This window comes from Allorhizocola rhizosphaerae (assembly GCF_003426775.1).
Lineage (GTDB): Bacteria > Actinomycetota > Actinomycetes > Mycobacteriales > Micromonosporaceae > Allorhizocola > Allorhizocola rhizosphaerae.
Genome location: NZ_QJUG01000015.1, coordinates 41,593 through 60,110, shown reverse-complemented (window position 1 = coordinate 60,110; position 18,518 = coordinate 41,593). Strand labels below are relative to the sequence as shown.

Sequence of the window (18,518 nt, the reverse complement as noted above, 5' to 3'; positions counted from 1 at the left end):
ATCCGACCGGTACCGGCAAGACCCGATGGGCGGTGCGTTGGAAGCCAGTCCTCAACGCTTTCGCCATCACGTTCGGTGACCGGTTCCCGGCCGCCGAGAACTACTGAAGATCCGCCGGAAACACCGTTACTGAAACAGACCCTCGAGGCACTGGGACGGTACTTACCGGGCAGCAGCATTCTCGACGTCTGGGCTATTCGGTGATGTCCTCGCTGAGGCGGGGTCACACGGTAGCGCAGAGCAGTATGTGTGTCCCGCCGTCCAGAGCTCCCGGCGTGCGGCATGACTCCTCTTCAATGTCGATAAAACGTTGCCATGCATGCGGGTCGGCTTCAATAGCGGCAAATGCTTCTGCGGGATGGTGCACTGACCAGCCGCTGGCCAGGATTTCTGACACGGTGGCACCGGCAGCTTCGAACATCGCGGCGGCTTCGTGGGCACGGAACAGTTTACAGACGTGAACCTGGCCGGGCTGGTGTCTGGTATCGCCTGTGCGCCAAACGGTCTCGATGTCGTCGATGGAGATGCTGCCTTCGGCGTACAGCCGCAGCAGGCTCGGTGCGTAGATCCGAAATGATCCGAGCAGGCTCATGACGGAGGCCAGCACGATCGCGCCCGGCTCCAGCAGCCGGAGCAGTCCGGCGGTGGCACGCTGGGCATCATCGAACGCGTAGGAGATGGGGCCACCGAAGGCCACGACCGCGTCGAAGTCGCCGCGCCGCCATCGGGTCACATCCCGCACGTCACACAATGTCCACTCGGTGATCGCGTCGGCGCACCCGATGTCGTGCATGGTCTGCCTGTTGAGGTCAAGTTGCACGGGTGAGATGTCGGCGACGGTGATACGCGCCCCTGCGTGCGCCATTACCGTCGTGAATCGTCCCGGGCCAGCGCCGATCTCCAGGACTCGATCGCCTTTTTTGATGTGGCGCAGCAGCAGTCGTCGGTGAAGCTCATATGACACCCTGCCGACGACGTCCTTGGCGAGCCGGTCCATCTCTTGTGCGGCGAAGTCGTCGAAGTATCCGGTCATGATCCGGACGGAGGCATCGGTGTCGAACGTGGACATGAGCTGAAGGTAGGGCTGGCGGTGTCCGCGGCGCTACCTGATTTCGTGGCACTTGCCCGTCATGGCGCTGGGATCTCCCGACTGGCGTGATCGTGCGGCTCAGTCACCGCCAAGGGTTGCACCTACGGCATCCTCACCCATGGCTGGCCACGACGACTGCTGATATTGGTTTGTGCTGTGGGGCCTTCATGTCCCCGCGGGCGCTTTGGGCGCGAGTTGTCGGAAGTGTTTAGAGGACAGGAAATCGAGGAGGACGGGTGCGGTATCGCCGGCAAACTCAAGGCCGGACACTTTGCCCGCAGGCACAAATTGTATGGCTTGACCTTCGCCGATCACGATGTCTTCTGGGCGGGCGTCGGTGGCGGCGCAGTACACGTAGGCGGTGATCTTACCGTCGGCGGTGGTGCCGGACCAGAAGAGCGTGAGTTCGGCGTCGATGGTGAGCCCGGTTCCTCGTGGATCTCGCGCCGTGCGGCATCTTTTGGTCGCTCACCGGAGTTGACCAGCCCGCCGGGGATCGCCCACCGGTTCGCGTCGGTTGGGGCTTGGTCGTCGCGTAGCTGCAACAACACTGATCCGTCTGGGCGTACGAGCAGAATGCCTGCTGCCCGCATTCTTCGATCTTTCCACGTCACAAGCGGAATTGCGTGAGAGGACACTTCCCGTAGGCAACCGGTGCCGAACGAAGGGCTATTCGATGATCACAAAGTGCCGGTACGCCTTGCGCCCGGCATGCCCGGACGCATCGCCATCCATGTCATCCGATGTCATCTCGACCGCGCCAGACCGATTCGTGTGGTCTGAGTTGGCAGCTTTCCGCGCTTACGCGGCTCAGCGTTGCGCCGCAGTGGGGTTGGGCCTTAGCGGAACAGGGCCCGCACCGCTGGTGGGCGAATTTGGCTGTGCGGCAAGGGGTTTGTGCCGCTGTGGTCCGCCCGATCACCCGATACTGGGGTGCAAGGTCGCAACCCATTGTGGCCAGACCGCGCGGCAAGATGCCGTCGGCCCGGATTGCGCTCACACTTCCCAGCGGGAGGACCCGCGATTCCCACGCGGCAGGCACCGATTGCGTCGTTGCTTGGCCTTCCTGCAAGTGCCGGGTGGCTGGCCTGCTAGTTGCTGAACAGGCCGCTGGCGTCCAACCTGGCGATGCGGTCGCGAAGCTGGTTGCCGCTCATGCGTTTGGCGGCGGCGGCCTCGGGGGTTTCGGTCGCGGCTCCGTGTTGCCACCAGGCTTTACCGGTGGCGCGGTCGGTGACGACGAATCGGTCTTTGACGGCTGGTCCGCGCACGATGAGCGTGACGGCTTCGCCGTGTGCGGTCACTGAGTGGATCATGCTGTGGTGCAGCGTGTAGGTGTCGCCGGGTTCCTCGGTGCGGACGAGGCGAGGCGTCAAGGCAGAGACCTCGATGGCGTCGGTGAAGTCGTGGTCGGTGCCGTAGAGGGTATGGGTGTATGAGCCGGTGAGGATGTGGCTGGTGTAGGTCCAGCGGTGGTTGTGTGGCCGGTCGAAGTAGCCGTCGAGGAACACGTGTAGGCGCAGCCGCCATCCGTCTGGGTCGTCGTGGAGCACGATCTTGTCGAGGATGTCGTAGTGCTCGCACAGCCCGGCCAGGTGGGGATCGTTGAGGACGGCGGCGGTCAGGTTGCCGAGCAGGCGGCGGTTGGTGGCCAGGTGGTCGAGGACGCCGGTGGATGCGGCGGTGACGGCGGCGAGGTCGTTCCAGTCCAGGGCTTTGAGCGGGGTGAACAGACCGGGTAGGCCGGTCGTGGTGGCGGTGGTGGTCACGGCTGGGTCTCCTTGATCGGCTGGGAGTCGAGGCGCTGTCGCGGAATGTGCACCGTGGTGGTGGCGCAGTGGGCGGTGCCGACCAGGCAGGCGGCGTGGATGGCCTGCCAGGCGGTGGCTCCGGTCAGGTAGGCGTGGGCTAGACCGCCGGAGAAGGCGGCTCCGGCTCCGTGGGTGTGGCGTACGGGCACCTGCGGTGCGCTGGTGCGGAAGGTGGCGGTGGCGGTGTGTCCGAGCGCGCCCAGCCGTCCGAGGGTGATTACGACCGCTTCGGGGTTGAGTCGGTCGAACAGTTGTGCGGCAAGGGTTTCGGCGTGGTCGGCGGCGTGTTCGTCAAGGTTGGTTTGGACGAAGGCGATGTGCCGCTGTGCGGCGGCGTTGGCGATGGCGTCCGAGAGCGGGTCGCCGCCGAGGTTGAGCAGCAGTGGCGCCCGGCTGGCGGTGATCGCGGCAGCGGCGGCGGAGTCCATGAGCCGGTAGCAGTCGATGTAGGCCAGCCGCGCCGCCGTGAGCGGGGTGAGGTCGACGGTGGCGAGCTGGTCGACGGCGTTGCCGAGCCACGCGAACCATGTCCGGGTTCCGGCTTGGTCGGTGATGATGGTCAGCTGCGGTGTGCCGAGGCCGCCGGTCTCGGTGGGCACCGCGTGGTGGGTGACGCCAGCCGTGTCGAGAGCATCGAGGACGGCTTGGCCGGCGGGGTCGAGGCTGACCCGGTTGCTGATCAGGTGCGCCGAGACGCCGAGGCGGCGGGCGGTCAAGGCGCACAGCGGTGCGTCGCCCGCCAGCGACGGGAAGACCTGGTCCACCTGTGCTCCGCTGTTGGCGGCCGGGTAGGCGGCCACGGCGGTGACCTGCGCGTAGGCGAGATAGCCGAAGCAGGCCAGGTCGGTTCCCATCGCTGTGCTCGTCATGGCTAAGACCAGCCGCCTTCGCTGTAGAACTCGCCGGAGGCGATGTGCTGCAACGCTTTGCCGATGTACGGCACGATCTGGGCATCGAGTTGGGACGGGTCGTGGAAGGCCCATCCGGCGCACTTGTCCGGCTCGGTGTTGGTGATCTCACCGGACCAATCGGACGCTTCGAAGAACAGGGCCATGCGCCCGGAGTCGGTGCGGTGGTGCATCACGTGCACGAGCCGCAGATTGCCGGTCTTGATCAGTACCCCGGTCTCCTCCTCGCCCTCGCGCACCGTCCCAGTGGTGGCGGATTCGCCGTCTTCCAGGTGCCCGGACGGCAGCCCATACAGGCCGTCGGCCCAGCCGGTGTTCTGCCGCTGACCGAGCAGCACGCGGCCTTGCGGGTCGCGCAGGATTAGGTGCAGGTCGATGCATGAGGTATAGCGGGCCATCATAGCTCCTTGTTGATGAACATCTTTCGTTTGGGGCGAGCGCTCCCAGCCGTTCCACATTCTCGGCAGTTCGATCCTGGTTGGTCAGTTCGGCAGGCCGGTGGGCACGTCGGCTTTCCACAACCGGCACACGGGCACGATGTCCGGCTCGGCCGTGCACGAGGCTTGGCCCATGATCAGTTCTTCGGCCGGGCAACCGCCCATGCACGCGCTGGCGACCTTGCACGATCCGCAGGACGCGTCGCGAAGCACCTTCGTGAACAGGTCGAACTCGTTGGCCTCCTTGTTGAGGACCACCTGGCCATCGACCATGTTCGCGAAATGCAGGTCGGTATCGAACAGGAACGAGCACACGTAGGCCCGCCCGTCCGGGAAGATCGAGATCCGGTCCAGGGTCCGTCCGATGCAGCCCCGGTAACCGTCGGCGGCGTATCCGGCCATGCGCTCGCGGCGGGCGTAGGTGGGCTGGTACCAGATCCGCGTCTTGTGGCCCGGCCCGACCTGTTCCAGGTGCTCGTAGAAGCCGATCCATTCAGCCGGTTGGATGCCCCACTCTGCCGCGCCGTGCCCGGAGCCGATGACCGAGAACACGTGGAACTTGACCAGCGACACACCGAGCTCGTCGGCGATATCGAGCAGGTTCAAGCAATCGCCGAGGTTGGCTTTGTTCACAGTGCAGATGATGCGGGTGTCGAATCCGCGCCGGCACAACGCGGCGACTGTGTCGAGCGCTTGCTCGAAGGTGCCTTCGCCGCGCACTTGGTCGTGGCTGGCCGGGCTGCCACCGTCGAGGCTGATCTGCACATAGGAGAAGTCCTCAGGCTGCATTTGCGCGAACTTCTTGGCCGCCGGGCCGAGCCCGTTGCTGGTGGTGATGACGTGCTCGTAGCCCAGCGCTTTGGCGTTGCGGATGATCGGGATGTAGTCCGGGTGCAGGGTGGGTTCGCCGCCGAGGATGGTCAGCTTCGAGCCGCCCATCTGCCGCCACGTGGTCAGCGTGTTCATCACTGCCTCGTAGGGCATCTTCAAAGCGCGTTCCAGGCGTTCGCCCATGTAGCAGTGCTCGCAGCGCAGTTGGCAGGCTTCGGTGATGTAGAGGTAGACGTTGCGGAACCGTCCATACGGGATCTTGTCCACTCGTTCGGGAGCGGCGTCGTGGGCGGAGGCGGGCAGGCGGGCGTTGCCGTACGCGTCGGTGAGCGCTTGGCGGTCACGGCGCAGCGTCGGCATCGGCAAGGCGACGGCGGTCACGGTCGGCTCCAAAGGGATCGGTGGAATCGGTTGAGGCACAAGCAGATAGCAGGCTGAAGGCACGTTTGGCGGCGGCGAGCACGTCGGGCATGGCAAGGTCGGCGTCCACCCGCTGGTGCGGGATGCCGCGTTCGGCGGCAAGCTCGGTGATCTCAGGCAGGTTGGCGCTGTATCGGGCCAGGCGCAGCCCGTGCAGCCGGGGGACATCGCTGAACCGGCGGGAAAGCGTTGCGCCGCAAGAGGCACACCGCTTGCTGTCGGTTTCGCTGGCGACCGCTGGAGCATGCGAGTCGGGGCTACATGCCAGGCACACCCGCCGCTGCGCCACACGCAGGACAAGCGTTGTCGCCGAAGCCCGCAGCTCCAGCAGCGCCACCTGTGCACCCACGGCGTCAGCGATCTCGGCGAGAAGCTCCAGCTGGCCGGCCGTGCCGGGAAAGTTGTCCAGTACCACCGGCCCCCTTCCGACATCAAAGAGACCGTCTACGAAAGCAGCGTGCAAGACCCGCCACACGGCCTGAAGACCCACCCAGCCCAGCGGGTCAGGGCTCGGGGCGAAGTCGGCCAGCAATTGCGGGTGAGAACGGATCATCTCGCGTAGCCGGAACACGGGTACACCCCCCGGCTTGGTCAGGTGGGAGACGACCGTGCTTTTGCCCGCGCCCGGCGGACCGATGACCGCGACGAGTACCGGCCCTTCTGCACAGCGCATCCGTTGCGCTCTGAGGGTGAGGCTAGCGATCACGCCTGGCATCTATTGCCTCCCTTGCGATTACGGTGGTGTGTGCTGCCCGCGCGGTACGCAGCTCCGTGCGGGCAGTTACCCGGCATCCCACCCCGCGTGTGTGTTAAGAGCTCGGGACGGCCGATAGGGTCGTTCAGGTTGGGTCGCCGAAGGCGTTGAACGTGGGACGCTCGTCGAGCAGAGCCATCGGTTCCCGACGGGGTAACACGTTGGTGCCTACCAGCCCGGCATAGCAGAGGTTGAGCTGCGGGCACGGCGACATCGAGCCGCAGGTGACGCACCTGCCGCCGGAGTCCGAACGCAGGTGCGCCTCGATGGTCCGCAATGCTGCACGCGGATTGCGCAGCGCCTCCGTCGAAGCCACCCCGCGGGCTGTCAATGTTGTTGCTGTCATTGCGCATTCCGTCCTCCCGCTGGCACCGACGCGGCCTGGCATGTGCTGTCAGTCGCCCAGTCGTGCAGGATGGCGCCCAGTGTTTGCTCGCCCTCACCAGTCAGCCGCAGCGTCAGCGACCATTGCCCGGCAACAGGTTCGATGTCTACGAGGCCGTCGCCTAGCAACAGGTGCAGGATTGTGCGTACGTCGTTGACGGCGACGTCGGGCAGCCGTTCGACCATGATCGCGACTGTCCAGTCACGGCCTGCCTCGGCAAGCAGCGCTTGGTAAACCCGTTGCCGTGCAATGTCATAAGTCGTCAACACTGGCGAGACCTGGAGTTTCATACCTGCCTACCTTCGTTCTCGGCGCTGATCAGCGCTTGCGCCCAGCGCACCTGGGGACATGGCCACCATGCGAAGTGACACGCGAACTCGTAACAACCTCGGCACAATCCGCCGTCGGCGCCTTCTGGTTGATGTACCAGCAAGATCGAGCGGGCCTCGGACAGTTCGTCGGGCCGGTCATCCTTCATCATGATGGTCATGACCATGGTCCTGTCCGGAGATCGAGTTGCAGGATTTCTTGCTGTGTCCGCCCAGGCGGTATCAAGACTTCGTGCGCCCACCCGTTGCTGTGGCAGGGAAACTCGTTGTGGCAGTTGAGACTGCGGCTGCCACCTGGCCACTCGATCGGGCAATGCGTCTGGACAAGGTGCTCGACCATGGAGACGTCCGACGCGGCAGGTTCCTCCATGTCCTCGACCTCCTCTCGCATCCCGGTGAGCACCCGGCCAGGCGGAGACCCACTCTCGCCCAGCCGGGGCGGCTGTGCGGCATCCCACGTGCGAGTCCGAGTCATTGACCGGCGCAAGTGACATGCCGGAAACTGAACGTAAGGGCACTGCGATCGATGGACCGGGAAATTCTGTACCGGGGTGCACGCGGCCGATTCGGGTGCGTTGATTGGCGCTGAATGCGAAAACACTTGCGATGCTCACTGCTGCACCTCCTTCCAGGCCCTTCCGGCACTTTCGTCGGCCACGCAACCGGGACTGAAAGGTGATCATGTCCGGGTGTCGTAACTCTTCGCGGCCATCCCTGTATCCGGCCAGATCCATCACGTGGTGATGGCGGGGCTTCGATGTGCCATGACACATCGAAGTTCGGTATGGTCACTCAGGACTACCCCTGAGAGAACCATGCGTGACCGGGTACCGGAACGCTGTCAAGGGCATCTATGCGGTGAAAGCGGTGAAAGATCGTTTCGGACTGGCGGGAGATGTGGCATGACCAGGAAAAGGGGGGTCAACACCAAGCTGGCGGCGGTTATCGCCGAGGCGGGACTGTCACATGCCCAGGTAGCTCGCGCGGTGGTCCGGGTTGCCGCCGAGAACGGTGCCCGTGAGCACGCGGCGATCGGCCGCTCGCATGTGTCGCATTGGGTGGCAGGCTCCAGCCCGTCCGATCAGGCACCGTTCTTCCTTGCCGAAGCGCTATCGCGGCAGCTCAAGAGGGTCGTCACCCTAGACGAGATCGGCCTGTCGCAGCCGGCTTCCACTGTCGAGGCGTTTGATTGGGGTACCGATACTCTGATCGAGCTGGTCGATCTCGGAAGGATGGACATCGACGTGAACCGCCGCACGGCGCTGGGAGCTGCCACCTTTTCGGCCGCAGCGCTGATCTTGCCAGAGGGAGACTGGTGGCGTGACCTTCCCATCCGAGGCCGACACCGCAACCCCAAGCACTCACGTGTAATCGGCGCCGGTGATGTCGAGGCCGTCCGCGAGATGACCCAGATCTTCTCCAAACTGGATCAGCGGCGCGGCGGCGGACACGCCCGTAGCGCGCTGATTCAATACCTCTCCTCGGATGTCGCCAGCAATCTCACGAGTACGTTCGCCACCGAGCGAATTCGCCAGCAGATGTTCAGTGCCGCAAGCGAACTCGCCTACTTGGCTGGCTGGACCGCGTTCGACAACGACGAGCACGCCATTGCGCAGCATCATTTCAGGGCAGCCGTGAAGCTGGCCGCCGAGGCCAACGACGCGCCGATGGCCGGTCACGTCCTCAGAGCGATGGCGCACCAAGCCGTCGACCTCGGTCACGTCAAGGCCGGCCTGGACTTGGCCACCGCGTCACTGGACGCTCATCGCTACCAACGAGCCTGCCCGCGAGAACGCGCGCTTCTCGGCGTCGTCTACGCCAAGGCCCTGGGCGCAAACGGACATAAGGCCAGCGCCGCGGCAGCGCTTCTACGAGCCGAAGACGACCTAGCAGCGGCCTCACCCGGCGATGACGAGCCCAGCCGGGTCTTCTTCTTCGGCGAAGCCAGCCTTGCCCACGAAACGGCCTGCACGCTTCGCGACACGGGCGATCTCGCGGGATCAATCCGCGAATTCCGCCGCAGCGTCCGCACCCGCAAAGCAAGCTCGTTCACCCGCACCCACGCCGTCACGCTGGGATATCTCGGATCGGTTCAAGCGCAGAGCCGCCACATCGAGCAAGCCTGCGCCACCTGGTCGAAAGCCCTCGACGCCATGGACGGCATCAACTCCGGACGCACCCGCAAAGTCCTCAAGGACATGCGCACTGCCCTCTCACCGTTCCGCAAGCGGGGTCTGGCCCAAGCCAACGAGCTGGATGCGCGAGCGGCTGACTATCTTGCCACCACACGTTAGAGCCGTCGTGCACACGATTGCTGTTGGAGGACAACAAGAATGACCAAACAGAGGTTCGAGGTTGAAGCGCTCGCTCACGTCGTAGGCGGCCGGATAGAACCAACGGACGACTACTGGGGCGGCACTCAGGCAATCATCCGCCTCGACGCCTCCCGGTTCACGCCAGAGGCAACCAAAGGCTTAGCCGACTTCTCCCACCTAGAGATCATCTTTCGCTTCCATCTCACCGACCCCACCGACCTCAACCTCGGCGCACGGCGGCCACGCGACAACCCGGACTGGCCCGAGGTGGGCATCTTCGGGCACCGCAACATGCGACGTCTCAACTGGCTCGGCGTATCCCGCTGCCGCTTGCTCAAAGTCGATGGCCTCGACCTGCACGTCGAAGACCTCGATGCAGTCGATGGAACGCCAATCCTCGATATCAAACCCTGGTTTGAAGAGTTCGGTCCTCGCGGCGAAGTTCACCAAGCGGCCTGGACAACGGAGATGCTAGGCAACTACTTCGCGCCACAAGATCAGCGAGGCTAGTCGATTGCACCTGCGCCCATATGATCGATCTTGGATGTGCGTAGGGACGGTCTCTCATCGATGCTCTACGATCAATAGGGTGGCGCCCAACAGGACCGGGAATTTCCGTACCGGGTAGCGGTGGCCGAGTCGGGCATGGTGGTGGCGTGCGTGGAATGACGGACGAGTTGACGATCGGGCAGCGGGTGGCGTTCTACCGCCGCCGCCGTGGCCTGTCTCAGGAGGTTCTTGCCGGCCTTGTGGGTAGGACCGTCGAGTGGCTACGCAAGGTCGAAAACAACCGCGCCGAGCTTGACCGCCTGTCCGTCATCAGGAACCTGGCCACCGCGCTCGACGTATCGCTTGGCGACATCATCGGCGAACCGAGCCTGTTCGACTGGTCCGAAGATTCGGGACGCCAGACCATCCCCGCGCTGCGTGCGGCGTTGCGCGACTACCGCCATCTCAGCCCAGTCCTAGCCCGCGACCAGCAACCCGACCCTCCGACCCTCGGCGACCTCGAACGGGACGTTTCCGATATCTGGGCTCGCTACCAGCAATCGCGTTACGGCGATCTGGCGCGACGGCTGCCCCTGCTCATCGATGAATGCCTCACCGCCGAGCGGGCCTACGACGGCGAACAAGCCAGACGCGCCAACGCCTTGACCGCCTACGTACACCATGTGGCCACGCTGTTCTTGACCAAGCTCGGGGAAACTGACCTGGCGTGGATCGCCGCCAGCCGCGGACTGACCGCCGCCAACGCCAGTGGAGATCACGTCGTCATCGGCGCGCTAAGTCGCGCCGCTGCGCATGCCTTGACCTCCAATGGTGAATACCGGCAAGCCCGCCAGATCGGGGCGGCAGCAGCCGAATACCTCCAACCGCTGCTCTCGGCCCCGACGCCGCAGCTGCTGTCGGTCTACGGCAGCCTGCACCTGATGTGCGCCCTGTCCGCCGCCCGAAACGACGACCGGCAGACGGCACGGACACATTTGGCCGAGGCCGGTGACTCTGCCAAACGGCTCGGCAGCGACGCCAACCACGTCTGGACAGCGTTCGGGCCGACCAACGTCACGATCCACCAAGTATGCGTTGCCTTGGAATTCGGCGATGTGCAACGAGCTATAGCGATCGGACCGGGCCTGGACACGACCCGGTTGCCGGTCGAGCGGCGCGTACGACATTCCATCGAAGTAGCCCGTGCTTTCGTCCGCTACAACCAGGTGGACGAAGGACTCTTTGAGCTTCTCAACGCCGAGCAGATCGCACCGGACCAAGTGCGTTATCACGCCCTGTCGCGCATGCTGGTGCGCGACATCGTGACCCGTCCACGACCGCCGAGGCTGGCCGTCGATCTCGCCTACCGGATGGGCGTCGGATCGTCCTCGCCCCTGTGAGCTACACCAGGCGGCTGACATATCCGGCCGCGACCAGCCGCTCGAATGCAGCCCGCACCTTGTCCGGCATCTCTTGTGGGATAGCGAATCCGCGTTCGGCGTAGATGTCGATGCGTTGCGTGTCGCCCACCAGCATGTCCACGACCTTCTTTGTGTCTCCAATGCTGGCCAGGTAGTCGTCCAGCGACAACGGTCGCGAGTAGCAGATGACATCGACCTCGGGCCACACCTTCCGGCAGGTGGCGAAAGCGCGGCGCTGCTGGTACGGGCGTGACATCAACAGCACGGAGCGGACCTCTATGCCGTGCTCGTCCAGCAGGGCACGGGAGAACTTGAGGTTCTGCTCGGTGTTCGCGGCTGTCGTGTCGATCAGGATCGCCTCGGCCGGCACACCGTGCTCGATGGCGTACTCGCGATAGGCCACAGCCTCGCCTTGCGGGAAGCGCTCGATTGTGGTCGGCGCGTTCGCCCCAGTGAAGATGAGATGTGGAAACATCCCACGGTGATAGAGGTCCGTGGCCACGATCGCCACACCAAGATCGTGACTGCCCAGCCCGATTCCAGCGTCGCACGGCCTGAGTGCGTGGCCCATGTTGTGATATGACCACAGGACTTCGACGTCCGACCTGATCGCTTCGGGCAGCATCACAACAGCGTACTTGCACTGCCCCAACGCGAGCCGCGCCGTCGCCGAAGCCATGCTCACCTCAGCCAGACACAGGTCGACCGTGCAGGTCCGCTACGCGTCCAGCGAAACGCCGTCCTCCAGGTAGATGCCGCCGCGGCCCCGCATCGGCAAACACGTGAGCACTCGCCTGGCCAGGCGCGGCACCAGCACAGACTCGAGGTCATCGGTGGCCACGAACTCGAAACGATCCAACTCGTCAGGACGTAGCCGGATGCCGGCGATCTGAGAGGCTGACAACGTGCCACCGTCGAACAAGAACATCAATCCGCCGTCCCACGGCGGGCTCGGCGGTACCCAGTCCACACACAACAGCCCCCCAATCGGGGGCACGAAGCCGAGCTCCTCTTTCAGCTCCCGCTCGCAGGCAAGCAGCGGAGACTCGCCCGGTTCCAGCGATCCGCCCGGCAACTCGCAGGAATCCTTGTAAGTCGGGTAGACCACCATCACCCGTCCCTGCTGGTCGAACAACAGCACCCCAGCAGCCGCTCTTACCCGAGTAAGGCTCGCAATGTAGGCCAGATCCGGGCCATCAGACGCACCAGTCACCGCACCGAAGATACCCACAGCGACGGCACCACGAGCCTTGAAGGGGCGTGCACACGGCCGAAAATTCACGCCACGACGGGTTCATCTTCCGCCGGGTGACACTTCAACCGGAGGGCGGGTGCGGCATCGAACTCGGGGTCCGCCCGGCTCCGGCCGTCGGTCGAGCAGCGGACTTGCGGTCCGCGGGTGACTCCACGCGGGGCTGAGCGTCAAGCCAGCGGATTTTGGCTGCGGACTTCGGTCGATCTGCGTGATCGACGCGTGATCGACGGCCCCGCGTAGCGCCTGACACTGGCCGACACGACCCGGCACGCCGTCCCCGCATAGGCCGACACCCGCTGTCAGTCATCAACACGGGTCAGTTTCACCTGGTCAAAGCCGGTGCCTGTGCCGCGGTGACCCCTCAGTGGCCGATTTGTCCGGCTCGCTTTAGTGCGCTGAACTGGGAAAACAGGTGATAGGCATTCGCTGGGACCGATTTGCAGCCGGAACCATTGCGATCTTGATGATGCCAGATTGGTGCGCTGTTGTCCGAAATTTGCTTAGCGTTCGTCACATTTGTGAACGTCGGCGGATACCGATTGGTGATCCGCCGGGCGTGCATGCTAAGGTTTCTGCCGTTGCCATGAGCGCCGCTAGCTCAACTGGCAGAGCAGCGGACTCTTAATCCGCGGGTTCGGGGTTCGAGTCCCTGGCGGCGCACAAGATCAAATCCCCCCTGATTCAGGTCAGAGGGGATTTTCATTTGCGGGCTTCTATCGCCTGATCGGAATCACGTCGGCGATCTTGGCCGTGGTAGCAGAGCCGGTAGCAAAATTACCAGAATCCATATAGGGGCTCTTAAGTATGCGCAGCTCGGTGACCAACTCGGCATTGCTAATCTTCAATGCTGTGTTCTCGCTGGCCAGCTCCTCGATCTTGGTCGCAAGTTCCCTGACCCGTTGCCACGCCTCGCTGTCGTCGGCCGCGCTCGCGGGCTCGCCATAGATAGCGAGTTGAGCCGCTGGGCAGCTTCGAGGCGCAGCTCGTCAACGACGTGCTGATAGCGCTTGTGGCGTGACCGGGTGCAGTGACCGCGTGCAGGGTGAAAACCGGGTGCAGGGTGACCGGGCGCAGTGACCGCGTGCAGGGTGAGACCGGGTGCAGGGTGACCAGGCCGTGCCGGGTCGCTTGTCGGCGAGCGGAGGAGCGGAGACGATGCCGACCGTCACGCCCGGTGTAAGAATCCGCGGCGGGCGCACATTACTGGTGACGGCGTACCTCCCGACGGTCGCGTTCGCCGCTCGGCGCTCGGCGCTTGCGCAACTGTTCATCCAGGCCTTCCGCGACGAAGGAGCACAACCAGTGAGACCACCCGACCCCTCCGCCCGGTTCACGGACATCTACCGGCGACATCATCGTCAGGTCCATGCCTATGCCGTGAGCCGCGCCGGGCGCCAGCTCGCCGACGACATTGTGAGCGAGACGTTCCTGGTGGCCTGGCGGCGGCTCGCCGCCGTGCTGGCCGATCCGCTGCCGTGGTTGCTGGGCGTGGCCCGAAACGTGACGCACGAGCGTTACCGGGTGGAGGTTCGTCAAACCAGCCTGGCGACGGAGATGCGGGCCTGGATCGACGAAGCCGGTTTGGATATCGCCGAGGGTGTCGCCGAGCGAGCGGCCACGCTGGCCGCGCTGGCCGGGCTCAACGATGCCGACCGGGAGATCCTCACGTTGACGGCGTGGCACGGGCTGTCGACCGGAGATTCGGCGAAGGTGCTCGGTTGTTCGCGCGCCACGTTCTTCGTCCGGTTGCATCGTGCCCGCAAGCGATTCGAGCAGGCCCTTTCCGCGCAGGACGCCGTCACACCCGCACATCAATCCGACCAGAGGAGGGTCACCGATGAGTCGTGTGTTGCGACGGCTCGCTGAGGCACGCCCGGCACAGCTTGACCAGCCTGCGCCGAAACCGTTGGATCTAGACACCATCACCGTTGTGCCGATGGAGAGCGCACGCCGGCCGAGCCCGGCCCGGCGCCGCGTGGCGCTCGCGGCCACCGCCTTCACTGCGGTCGCGTCGATGATCGCGGTCGGCAACCTGGTCCCCGGCGATGGCAGACAATCGCCGATCGCCGGGAGGCAGTCGTTGCTCGTGGCCGCGCAACTCGCCTCCGCCCAAAGCGAGCCGATGGGCGCCTATTGGGTGTCCCGGAGCGAGCAAGGCACGCGCTACGCCGTCACCGGCGGCTACAACGTGTTCGGCCGCACCGATCAGCACAGCTGGATGCCGCTGACGGCAGAAGGAGGCAATGCCTATTGTGTCCAATGGCTCGGCGCGGCACCCGTTACCGACGCCGACCGGGAGGCTTGGCAGCGCGCGGGTTCGCCGGCCACCTGGGCCGCGTCCGGTCCCGGGGGTGAGCCGACGCCCGGGCGCACGCTGACCGCGCAACCCGGTGAGAAGGGCTGCAAGCGCCTCCCCGACCGTGGGCCCGGCGTGAACGTCGGCGGCACGACGCTCACGCTCGACCAGCTGCGCGCCCTGCCTACCGATCCGGACCAGCTGGCGGAGCTCCTGCTGCGCAACGAGACCGATGCGCGCGGCACATGGCAGCCGGACGACCTTGCCGAGCACCAGACCGAGATGCTGTTCATCGCGGCCACCGACCTGCTGCTGCGTCTGCCATCCAGCGGGGCGGTGCGGTCCGCGGCCTACCTCATGCTGGCCGATCTGCCCGGCATCACCTACCTGGGCGAGGTCACAGATCCGTTGGGGCGCAGGGGAAGCGCTGTCGAGCACACCTTTCGCAGCGCCGACGGTTCTTCGCAGCGCCATCGGCTTGTCATCGACGTGGTCACTGGGCAAACAATGGCGAGCGAAATCCGCGACGGCCAAAGCGGCGCGCTCATCTCCTGCACGGCCGTGACCGAGTCCACCTATTCCGACCAGGCGCCCGCCACCTGACCACTTGTCTGCAAAGGACTGTCTCATGAGGAAGGCTACCGGGCTGCTCGCTGCCCTGATTCTGCTGCTGCCCACGACGACGGCGGCGGCCACGCCGTCCCGCCTCCATCCTCCGGGCGAGGCGACCATCCTGGTCACCGGTGACCGGGTCATGGCGCGGGGCAACAGCTTCAGCATCGAGCCGGGCAAAGGACGTGACCGCGTCACTTTCACGACCAAGCGCGTCCGTGGGCACCTGCACGTCATCCCGAGTGATGCGCTCATCCCGCTGGCCGAGGGCAGGCTTGATCCGCGGCTGTTCGACGTGACGGCCCAGGCGGGCCGGGACCTGTCGCTGATCGTCCGTCCGGCCGGCGGCAGGCAGTTGCGTGGTGCGAAGCTCACGCGCAGCCTGCCACATCTGGGCCTGGTTTCCGTGCAGCCGCACGACAGGCAGGCCCTGTGGGCGGACGTGCTCACGTCGAAGACCAAGGTGTGGCTGGACGGCGTGCTGCGGCCGGTGCTCGACACGAGCGTGCCGCAGATCGGTGCCCCGGCAGCGTGGCAGGCGGGCCTGACCGGCGCGGGCGTGACCATGGCCGTGCTCGATACAAGCATCGACGACACGCACCCGCATCTGGCGGGAAGGGTCGCCGGGCGGATGAACTTCACCGAGGGCACCGAGGACGATCGCGATACCAACGGCCATGGCACGCATGTGGCTTCCATCATGGCGGGGGCGAAGGGCGTCGCACCGGGAGCGAACCTGCTGGACGCCAAGGTCTGTGTCGAGTGGGGCTGCCCGGAGTCGTGGGTGCTCGCCGCGATGCACTGGGCAGTGGCGCAGCAGCGCGCGAAGGTGGTCAACCTGAGCCTGAGCGGCTGGGACACTCCAGGCATCGACCCGCTCGAAGAAGCGGTCGACACTCTGAGCGCGCAGTTCGGCACCCTGGTCGTGATAGCGGCCGGCAACGAGGGCCCCTTTCCGTCCTCGGTCGGTACGCCAGGCAGCGCGGATGCCGCGCTGACCGTCGGTGCGATCGACGATGCGGGCGAGCCGGCCTCGTTCTCCAGCCGCGGTCCACGGCTCGGCGACGACGGCCTCAAGCCCGACATCACCGCGCCCGGCGTCGACATCACGGCGGCCCGCAGCAAGGACTCGCCCGGAGCCAGCAGCCACGTGGCGCTGTCGGGCACGTCGATGGCCACGCCACATGTTGCGGGAGCAGCGGCCTTGCTCGCGCAACGGCATCCACAGTGGACGGGCGGACAGCTCAAGGCGACGCTGATGGCCTCGGCCCGGCCGCATGCCACGGCATCGGTGTTCACGCAGGGGGCCGGGCGTGTGGATGTGGCAGCGGCACTTACCCAGCGGGTGTATGCGGATCCGGCGAGCATCGGCTTCGGCATGCAGTTGTGGCCGCACGGCGATGACGAGCCATAGACCCGCCAGGTCACCTATAACAACACCACGACAGAGGCGGTCACGCTCGACGTGTCGGCCACGGGCGGAGTGTTCGCGGTGAGCCCGGCCCGGGTGACGGTTCCGGCGGGGAGCACGGCAAGCGTGCACGTCACCGCGGACACACGGGCCGACGTGCCGGACGGGCTGATCACGGGGTCGGTGACGGCGACCGCGCCGGACGGGACGGCCGCGCGCACGGCGCTGGCGGTGCACAAGGAGGTCGAAAGCTACACCCTCACGCTGGAGGGCCTCGACCGTGGCGGGCAGGCGTCCGTGTTCGCGGCGGACATGTTCTCGCACGACAGTTTTCGCGGTCTCAACCTGCACAGCGAGGACGGCACGGCGACTGCGCGCGTGGCCAAGGCCGATATGTGCTGACCTCCTGGGTCGCCAGCCGTGTGGTGCCGGAGATTACGCTGCTGGTGCACCCGGCGTTGGACGTGACCGGTGACGCGACGGTCCGGCTCGACGCGCGGCTCGGCCGGACGAGTTCGCTTACCGTGCCACGGGTTTCGGCCAAGACGCTGTTCACCGACATCGCGTTCACGCTGAGCACGCCCGACGGGCCCATCAGCGCGGGGCAGGGCGGGCGGTCGTTCGCCGACTTCTACACGGCGGACCTGAGCGGTGGCGCGGCCGTGCCGGGGTTCATCTCATACATCAGCGCGGTGTTCGGGACGTCCAATGCGGACAGCCCATGGACCTATACGGTCGGGCATCGCGAGCCCAGGTTCATCAGCGGGTACCAACGAGCGTTCGCCGAGCAGGAGTTCGCCGCCATCCACACGAGCTACTCCGGCGGCGACGCTGACGGGATGCTCGCCCTGTGGGAGGCGGCCAGCAGCAGCCTGCCCGACCGATCCGACACGACGCCTGGGTGACCTACCGCCTGCCCGGCCGGGCCGTTCACCACGTCAACGTGGAGCCGGGCATGCAATGGCGCACGACGTTGCGGCGAGCGTGGACCGATCCGGACACGGGGACCATTATCGGTTCGGGCCGATACACGGCGAATGGGTCTCCTACCGGGCCGGGCAGTCCTATCACGACACATGGAACCGTGGCTTTGCGTGCCGCCACCCGCACCGGCGATACGATCTCGGTGGATGCCGCACTCTACGCGGATGGCGCCGGCCGGCTCGACCCGATGGAGGGCACGGGCAGCACGACCCTGTGGCGCAATGGCATACGGGTGGGGTCGTCGGCCACTCCCGGATCGGGTGACTTCCGTGTGACCGGGGCTGACGCGCGGTACACGATGAAAATCGAAAGCCAACGGGGAGAACCACACCGGCTCTCGACGAGGACGACGGTCGACTGGACCTTCCGGTCGGCTCACGTGGCAGGGAGCCGGCCTTTGCCCCTGCCGCTGGTGCGGTTCTCGCCACCACTCGACACGCACAACAGCGCACCGGCCGGGAGCACCCTGCCGATTCCGCTCAGCGTGACGGGTCCGGCACGGGTCAACCGAATCGAAGTGTCCTTCGACGACGGCGCAACTTGGACTCGCGCCGTCGTCTGGGCCACCACACTGATCGTGCGCCACCCACCCGGCACCGGATTCGTCTCGCTGCGCGCGACCGCCTCCGACAATGACGGCAACACCGTGGACCAGACCATAATCCGCGCCTACCGTTACGCCTGATCTCATGGCCAACGGGCCCGCCGCGCACCAGCGGGCCCGTTGCCCGCTCGGCGTCGTGAAACGCTGCCGGTCAGACGTCGCTGTA

General features: G+C 65.7%; 21 protein-coding genes and 1 tRNA gene. 10 read left to right on the top strand and 12 right to left on the bottom strand.

The annotated features are described in order from the left end of the window. Positions 1 to 223 precede the first annotated feature (223 nt). The 10 genes from DM816_RS05010 to DM816_RS04965 form a co-directional block, all read right to left on the bottom strand. Positions 224 to 1,069, bottom strand: coding sequence for an SAM-dependent methyltransferase (locus DM816_RS05010; protein ID WP_117208869.1), 846 nt, complete (start codon positions 1,067 to 1,069; stop codon positions 224 to 226). Between the two features lie 332 nt (positions 1,070 to 1,401). Beyond that, on the bottom strand, positions 1,402 to 1,683 hold the full coding sequence (locus tag DM816_RS05005; protein WP_117208868.1) for an NUDIX domain-containing protein: 282 nt from the start codon (positions 1,681 to 1,683) through the stop codon (positions 1,402 to 1,404). A gap of 498 nt (positions 1,684 to 2,181) precedes the next feature. Continuing rightward, the gene (locus DM816_RS05000; RefSeq protein ID WP_246001567.1) at positions 2,182 to 2,859 is read right to left on the bottom strand and encodes a hypothetical protein; all 678 of its coding nucleotides are present in this window, start codon (positions 2,857 to 2,859) and stop codon (positions 2,182 to 2,184) included. After that, positions 2,856 to 3,755 carry a carbohydrate kinase family protein gene (locus tag DM816_RS04995; RefSeq protein WP_162907125.1) on the bottom strand — a complete coding sequence of 300 codons (900 nt, stop codon included), beginning with the start codon at positions 3,753 to 3,755 and terminating at the stop codon, positions 2,856 to 2,858. Before DM816_RS04995 ends, DM816_RS05000 begins: the two co-directional genes overlap by 4 nt. Before the next feature lie 17 nt (positions 3,756 to 3,772). Then, complete coding sequence (locus tag DM816_RS04990; protein WP_246001565.1) at positions 3,773 to 4,210, bottom strand: NUDIX hydrolase; 438 nt, start codon at positions 4,208 to 4,210, stop codon at positions 3,773 to 3,775. An 81-nt stretch (positions 4,211 to 4,291) separates the two neighbouring features. Continuing rightward, complete coding sequence (locus DM816_RS04985) at positions 4,292 to 5,458, bottom strand: radical SAM/SPASM domain-containing protein (RefSeq protein ID WP_117208866.1); 1,167 nt, start codon at positions 5,456 to 5,458, stop codon at positions 4,292 to 4,294. Continuing rightward, positions 5,418 to 6,203, bottom strand: a complete 786-nt coding sequence (locus tag DM816_RS04980; protein ID WP_162907124.1) for a P-loop nucleotide/nucleoside kinase family protein — start codon at positions 6,201 to 6,203, stop codon at positions 5,418 to 5,420. The genes DM816_RS04985 and DM816_RS04980 overlap by 41 nt, the downstream gene beginning before the upstream one ends. A 133-nt stretch (positions 6,204 to 6,336) precedes the next feature. Next, positions 6,337 to 6,597 (bottom strand): hypothetical protein, encoded by a 261-nt coding sequence (locus DM816_RS04975; RefSeq protein WP_162907123.1) that lies wholly within the window; start codon positions 6,595 to 6,597, stop codon positions 6,337 to 6,339. Then, on the bottom strand, positions 6,594 to 6,926 hold the full coding sequence (locus DM816_RS04970) for a hypothetical protein (RefSeq protein WP_117208863.1): 333 nt from the start codon (positions 6,924 to 6,926) through the stop codon (positions 6,594 to 6,596). The genes DM816_RS04975 and DM816_RS04970 overlap by 4 nt, the downstream gene beginning before the upstream one ends. Then, positions 6,923 to 7,126, bottom strand: coding sequence for a hypothetical protein (locus tag DM816_RS04965; protein WP_117208874.1), 204 nt, complete (start codon positions 7,124 to 7,126; stop codon positions 6,923 to 6,925). The genes DM816_RS04970 and DM816_RS04965 overlap by 4 nt, the downstream gene beginning before the upstream one ends. Before the next feature lie 741 nt (positions 7,127 to 7,867). Here DM816_RS04965 and DM816_RS04960 point away from each other — a divergent pair. The 3 genes from DM816_RS04960 to DM816_RS04950 all read left to right on the top strand — a co-directional run bounded on the left by DM816_RS04960 (position 7,868) and on the right by DM816_RS04950 (position 11,169). Beyond that, positions 7,868 to 9,259, top strand: coding sequence for an NsdA family TPR-like regulatory protein (locus DM816_RS04960; protein ID WP_117208862.1), 1,392 nt, complete (start codon positions 7,868 to 7,870; stop codon positions 9,257 to 9,259). Positions 9,260 to 9,298: 39 nt separating this feature from the next. Further along, positions 9,299 to 9,790, top strand: a complete 492-nt coding sequence (locus DM816_RS04955; protein WP_117208861.1) for an SAM-dependent methyltransferase — start codon at positions 9,299 to 9,301, stop codon at positions 9,788 to 9,790. 155 nt (positions 9,791 to 9,945) lie between these two features. After that, a complete protein-coding gene (locus DM816_RS04950; RefSeq protein ID WP_170318782.1) occupies positions 9,946 to 11,169 on the top strand; it encodes a helix-turn-helix domain-containing protein in 1,224 nt (407 codons plus the stop codon). A gap of 1 nt (position 11,170) precedes the next feature. On the opposite strand, the gene DM816_RS04945 is transcribed toward DM816_RS04950, so the two are convergent. Both DM816_RS04945 and DM816_RS04940 read right to left on the bottom strand, forming a co-directional pair. Beyond that, positions 11,171 to 11,815, bottom strand: a complete 645-nt coding sequence (locus DM816_RS04945; RefSeq protein WP_117208872.1) for a YdcF family protein — start codon at positions 11,813 to 11,815, stop codon at positions 11,171 to 11,173. 93 nt (positions 11,816 to 11,908) lie between these two features. Then, positions 11,909 to 12,421: an NUDIX domain-containing protein gene (locus DM816_RS04940; RefSeq protein ID WP_211588547.1), complete on the bottom strand. Its 513-nt coding sequence runs from the start codon at positions 12,419 to 12,421 to the stop codon at positions 11,909 to 11,911. A gap of 611 nt (positions 12,422 to 13,032) precedes the next feature. On the opposite strand from DM816_RS04940, the gene DM816_RS04935 reads away from it, so the two are divergent. The 7 genes from DM816_RS04935 (at position 13,033) to DM816_RS04905 (ending at position 18,433) form a co-directional block, all read left to right on the top strand. Then, positions 13,033 to 13,105 (top strand) — tRNA-Lys (locus tag DM816_RS04935). Between the two features lie 495 nt (positions 13,106 to 13,600). Continuing rightward, positions 13,601 to 14,311, top strand: a complete 711-nt coding sequence (locus tag DM816_RS04930) for an RNA polymerase sigma factor (protein ID WP_117208860.1) — start codon at positions 13,601 to 13,603, stop codon at positions 14,309 to 14,311. After that, entirely contained in the window at positions 14,283 to 15,344 is a 1,062-nt protein-coding gene (locus DM816_RS04925; protein ID WP_162907122.1) for a CU044_5270 family protein, read from the top strand. Before DM816_RS04930 ends, DM816_RS04925 begins: the two co-directional genes overlap by 29 nt. 25 nt (positions 15,345 to 15,369) lie before the next feature. Beyond that, positions 15,370 to 16,767: a S8 family peptidase gene (locus DM816_RS04920; protein WP_117208858.1), complete on the top strand. Its 1,398-nt coding sequence runs from the start codon at positions 15,370 to 15,372 to the stop codon at positions 16,765 to 16,767. 51 nt (positions 16,768 to 16,818) lie between these two features. After that, the gene (locus tag DM816_RS04915) at positions 16,819 to 17,166 is read left to right on the top strand and encodes a hypothetical protein (protein ID WP_117208857.1); all 348 of its coding nucleotides are present in this window, start codon (positions 16,819 to 16,821) and stop codon (positions 17,164 to 17,166) included. After that, positions 17,160 to 17,669 (top strand): hypothetical protein, encoded by a 510-nt coding sequence (locus tag DM816_RS04910; RefSeq protein WP_117208856.1) that lies wholly within the window; start codon positions 17,160 to 17,162, stop codon positions 17,667 to 17,669. The genes DM816_RS04915 and DM816_RS04910 overlap by 7 nt, the downstream gene beginning before the upstream one ends. Next, positions 17,666 to 18,433, top strand: a complete 768-nt coding sequence (locus DM816_RS04905; protein ID WP_162907121.1) for a hypothetical protein — start codon at positions 17,666 to 17,668, stop codon at positions 18,431 to 18,433. The genes DM816_RS04910 and DM816_RS04905 overlap by 4 nt, the downstream gene beginning before the upstream one ends. Positions 18,434 to 18,518: the final 85 nt, after the last annotated feature.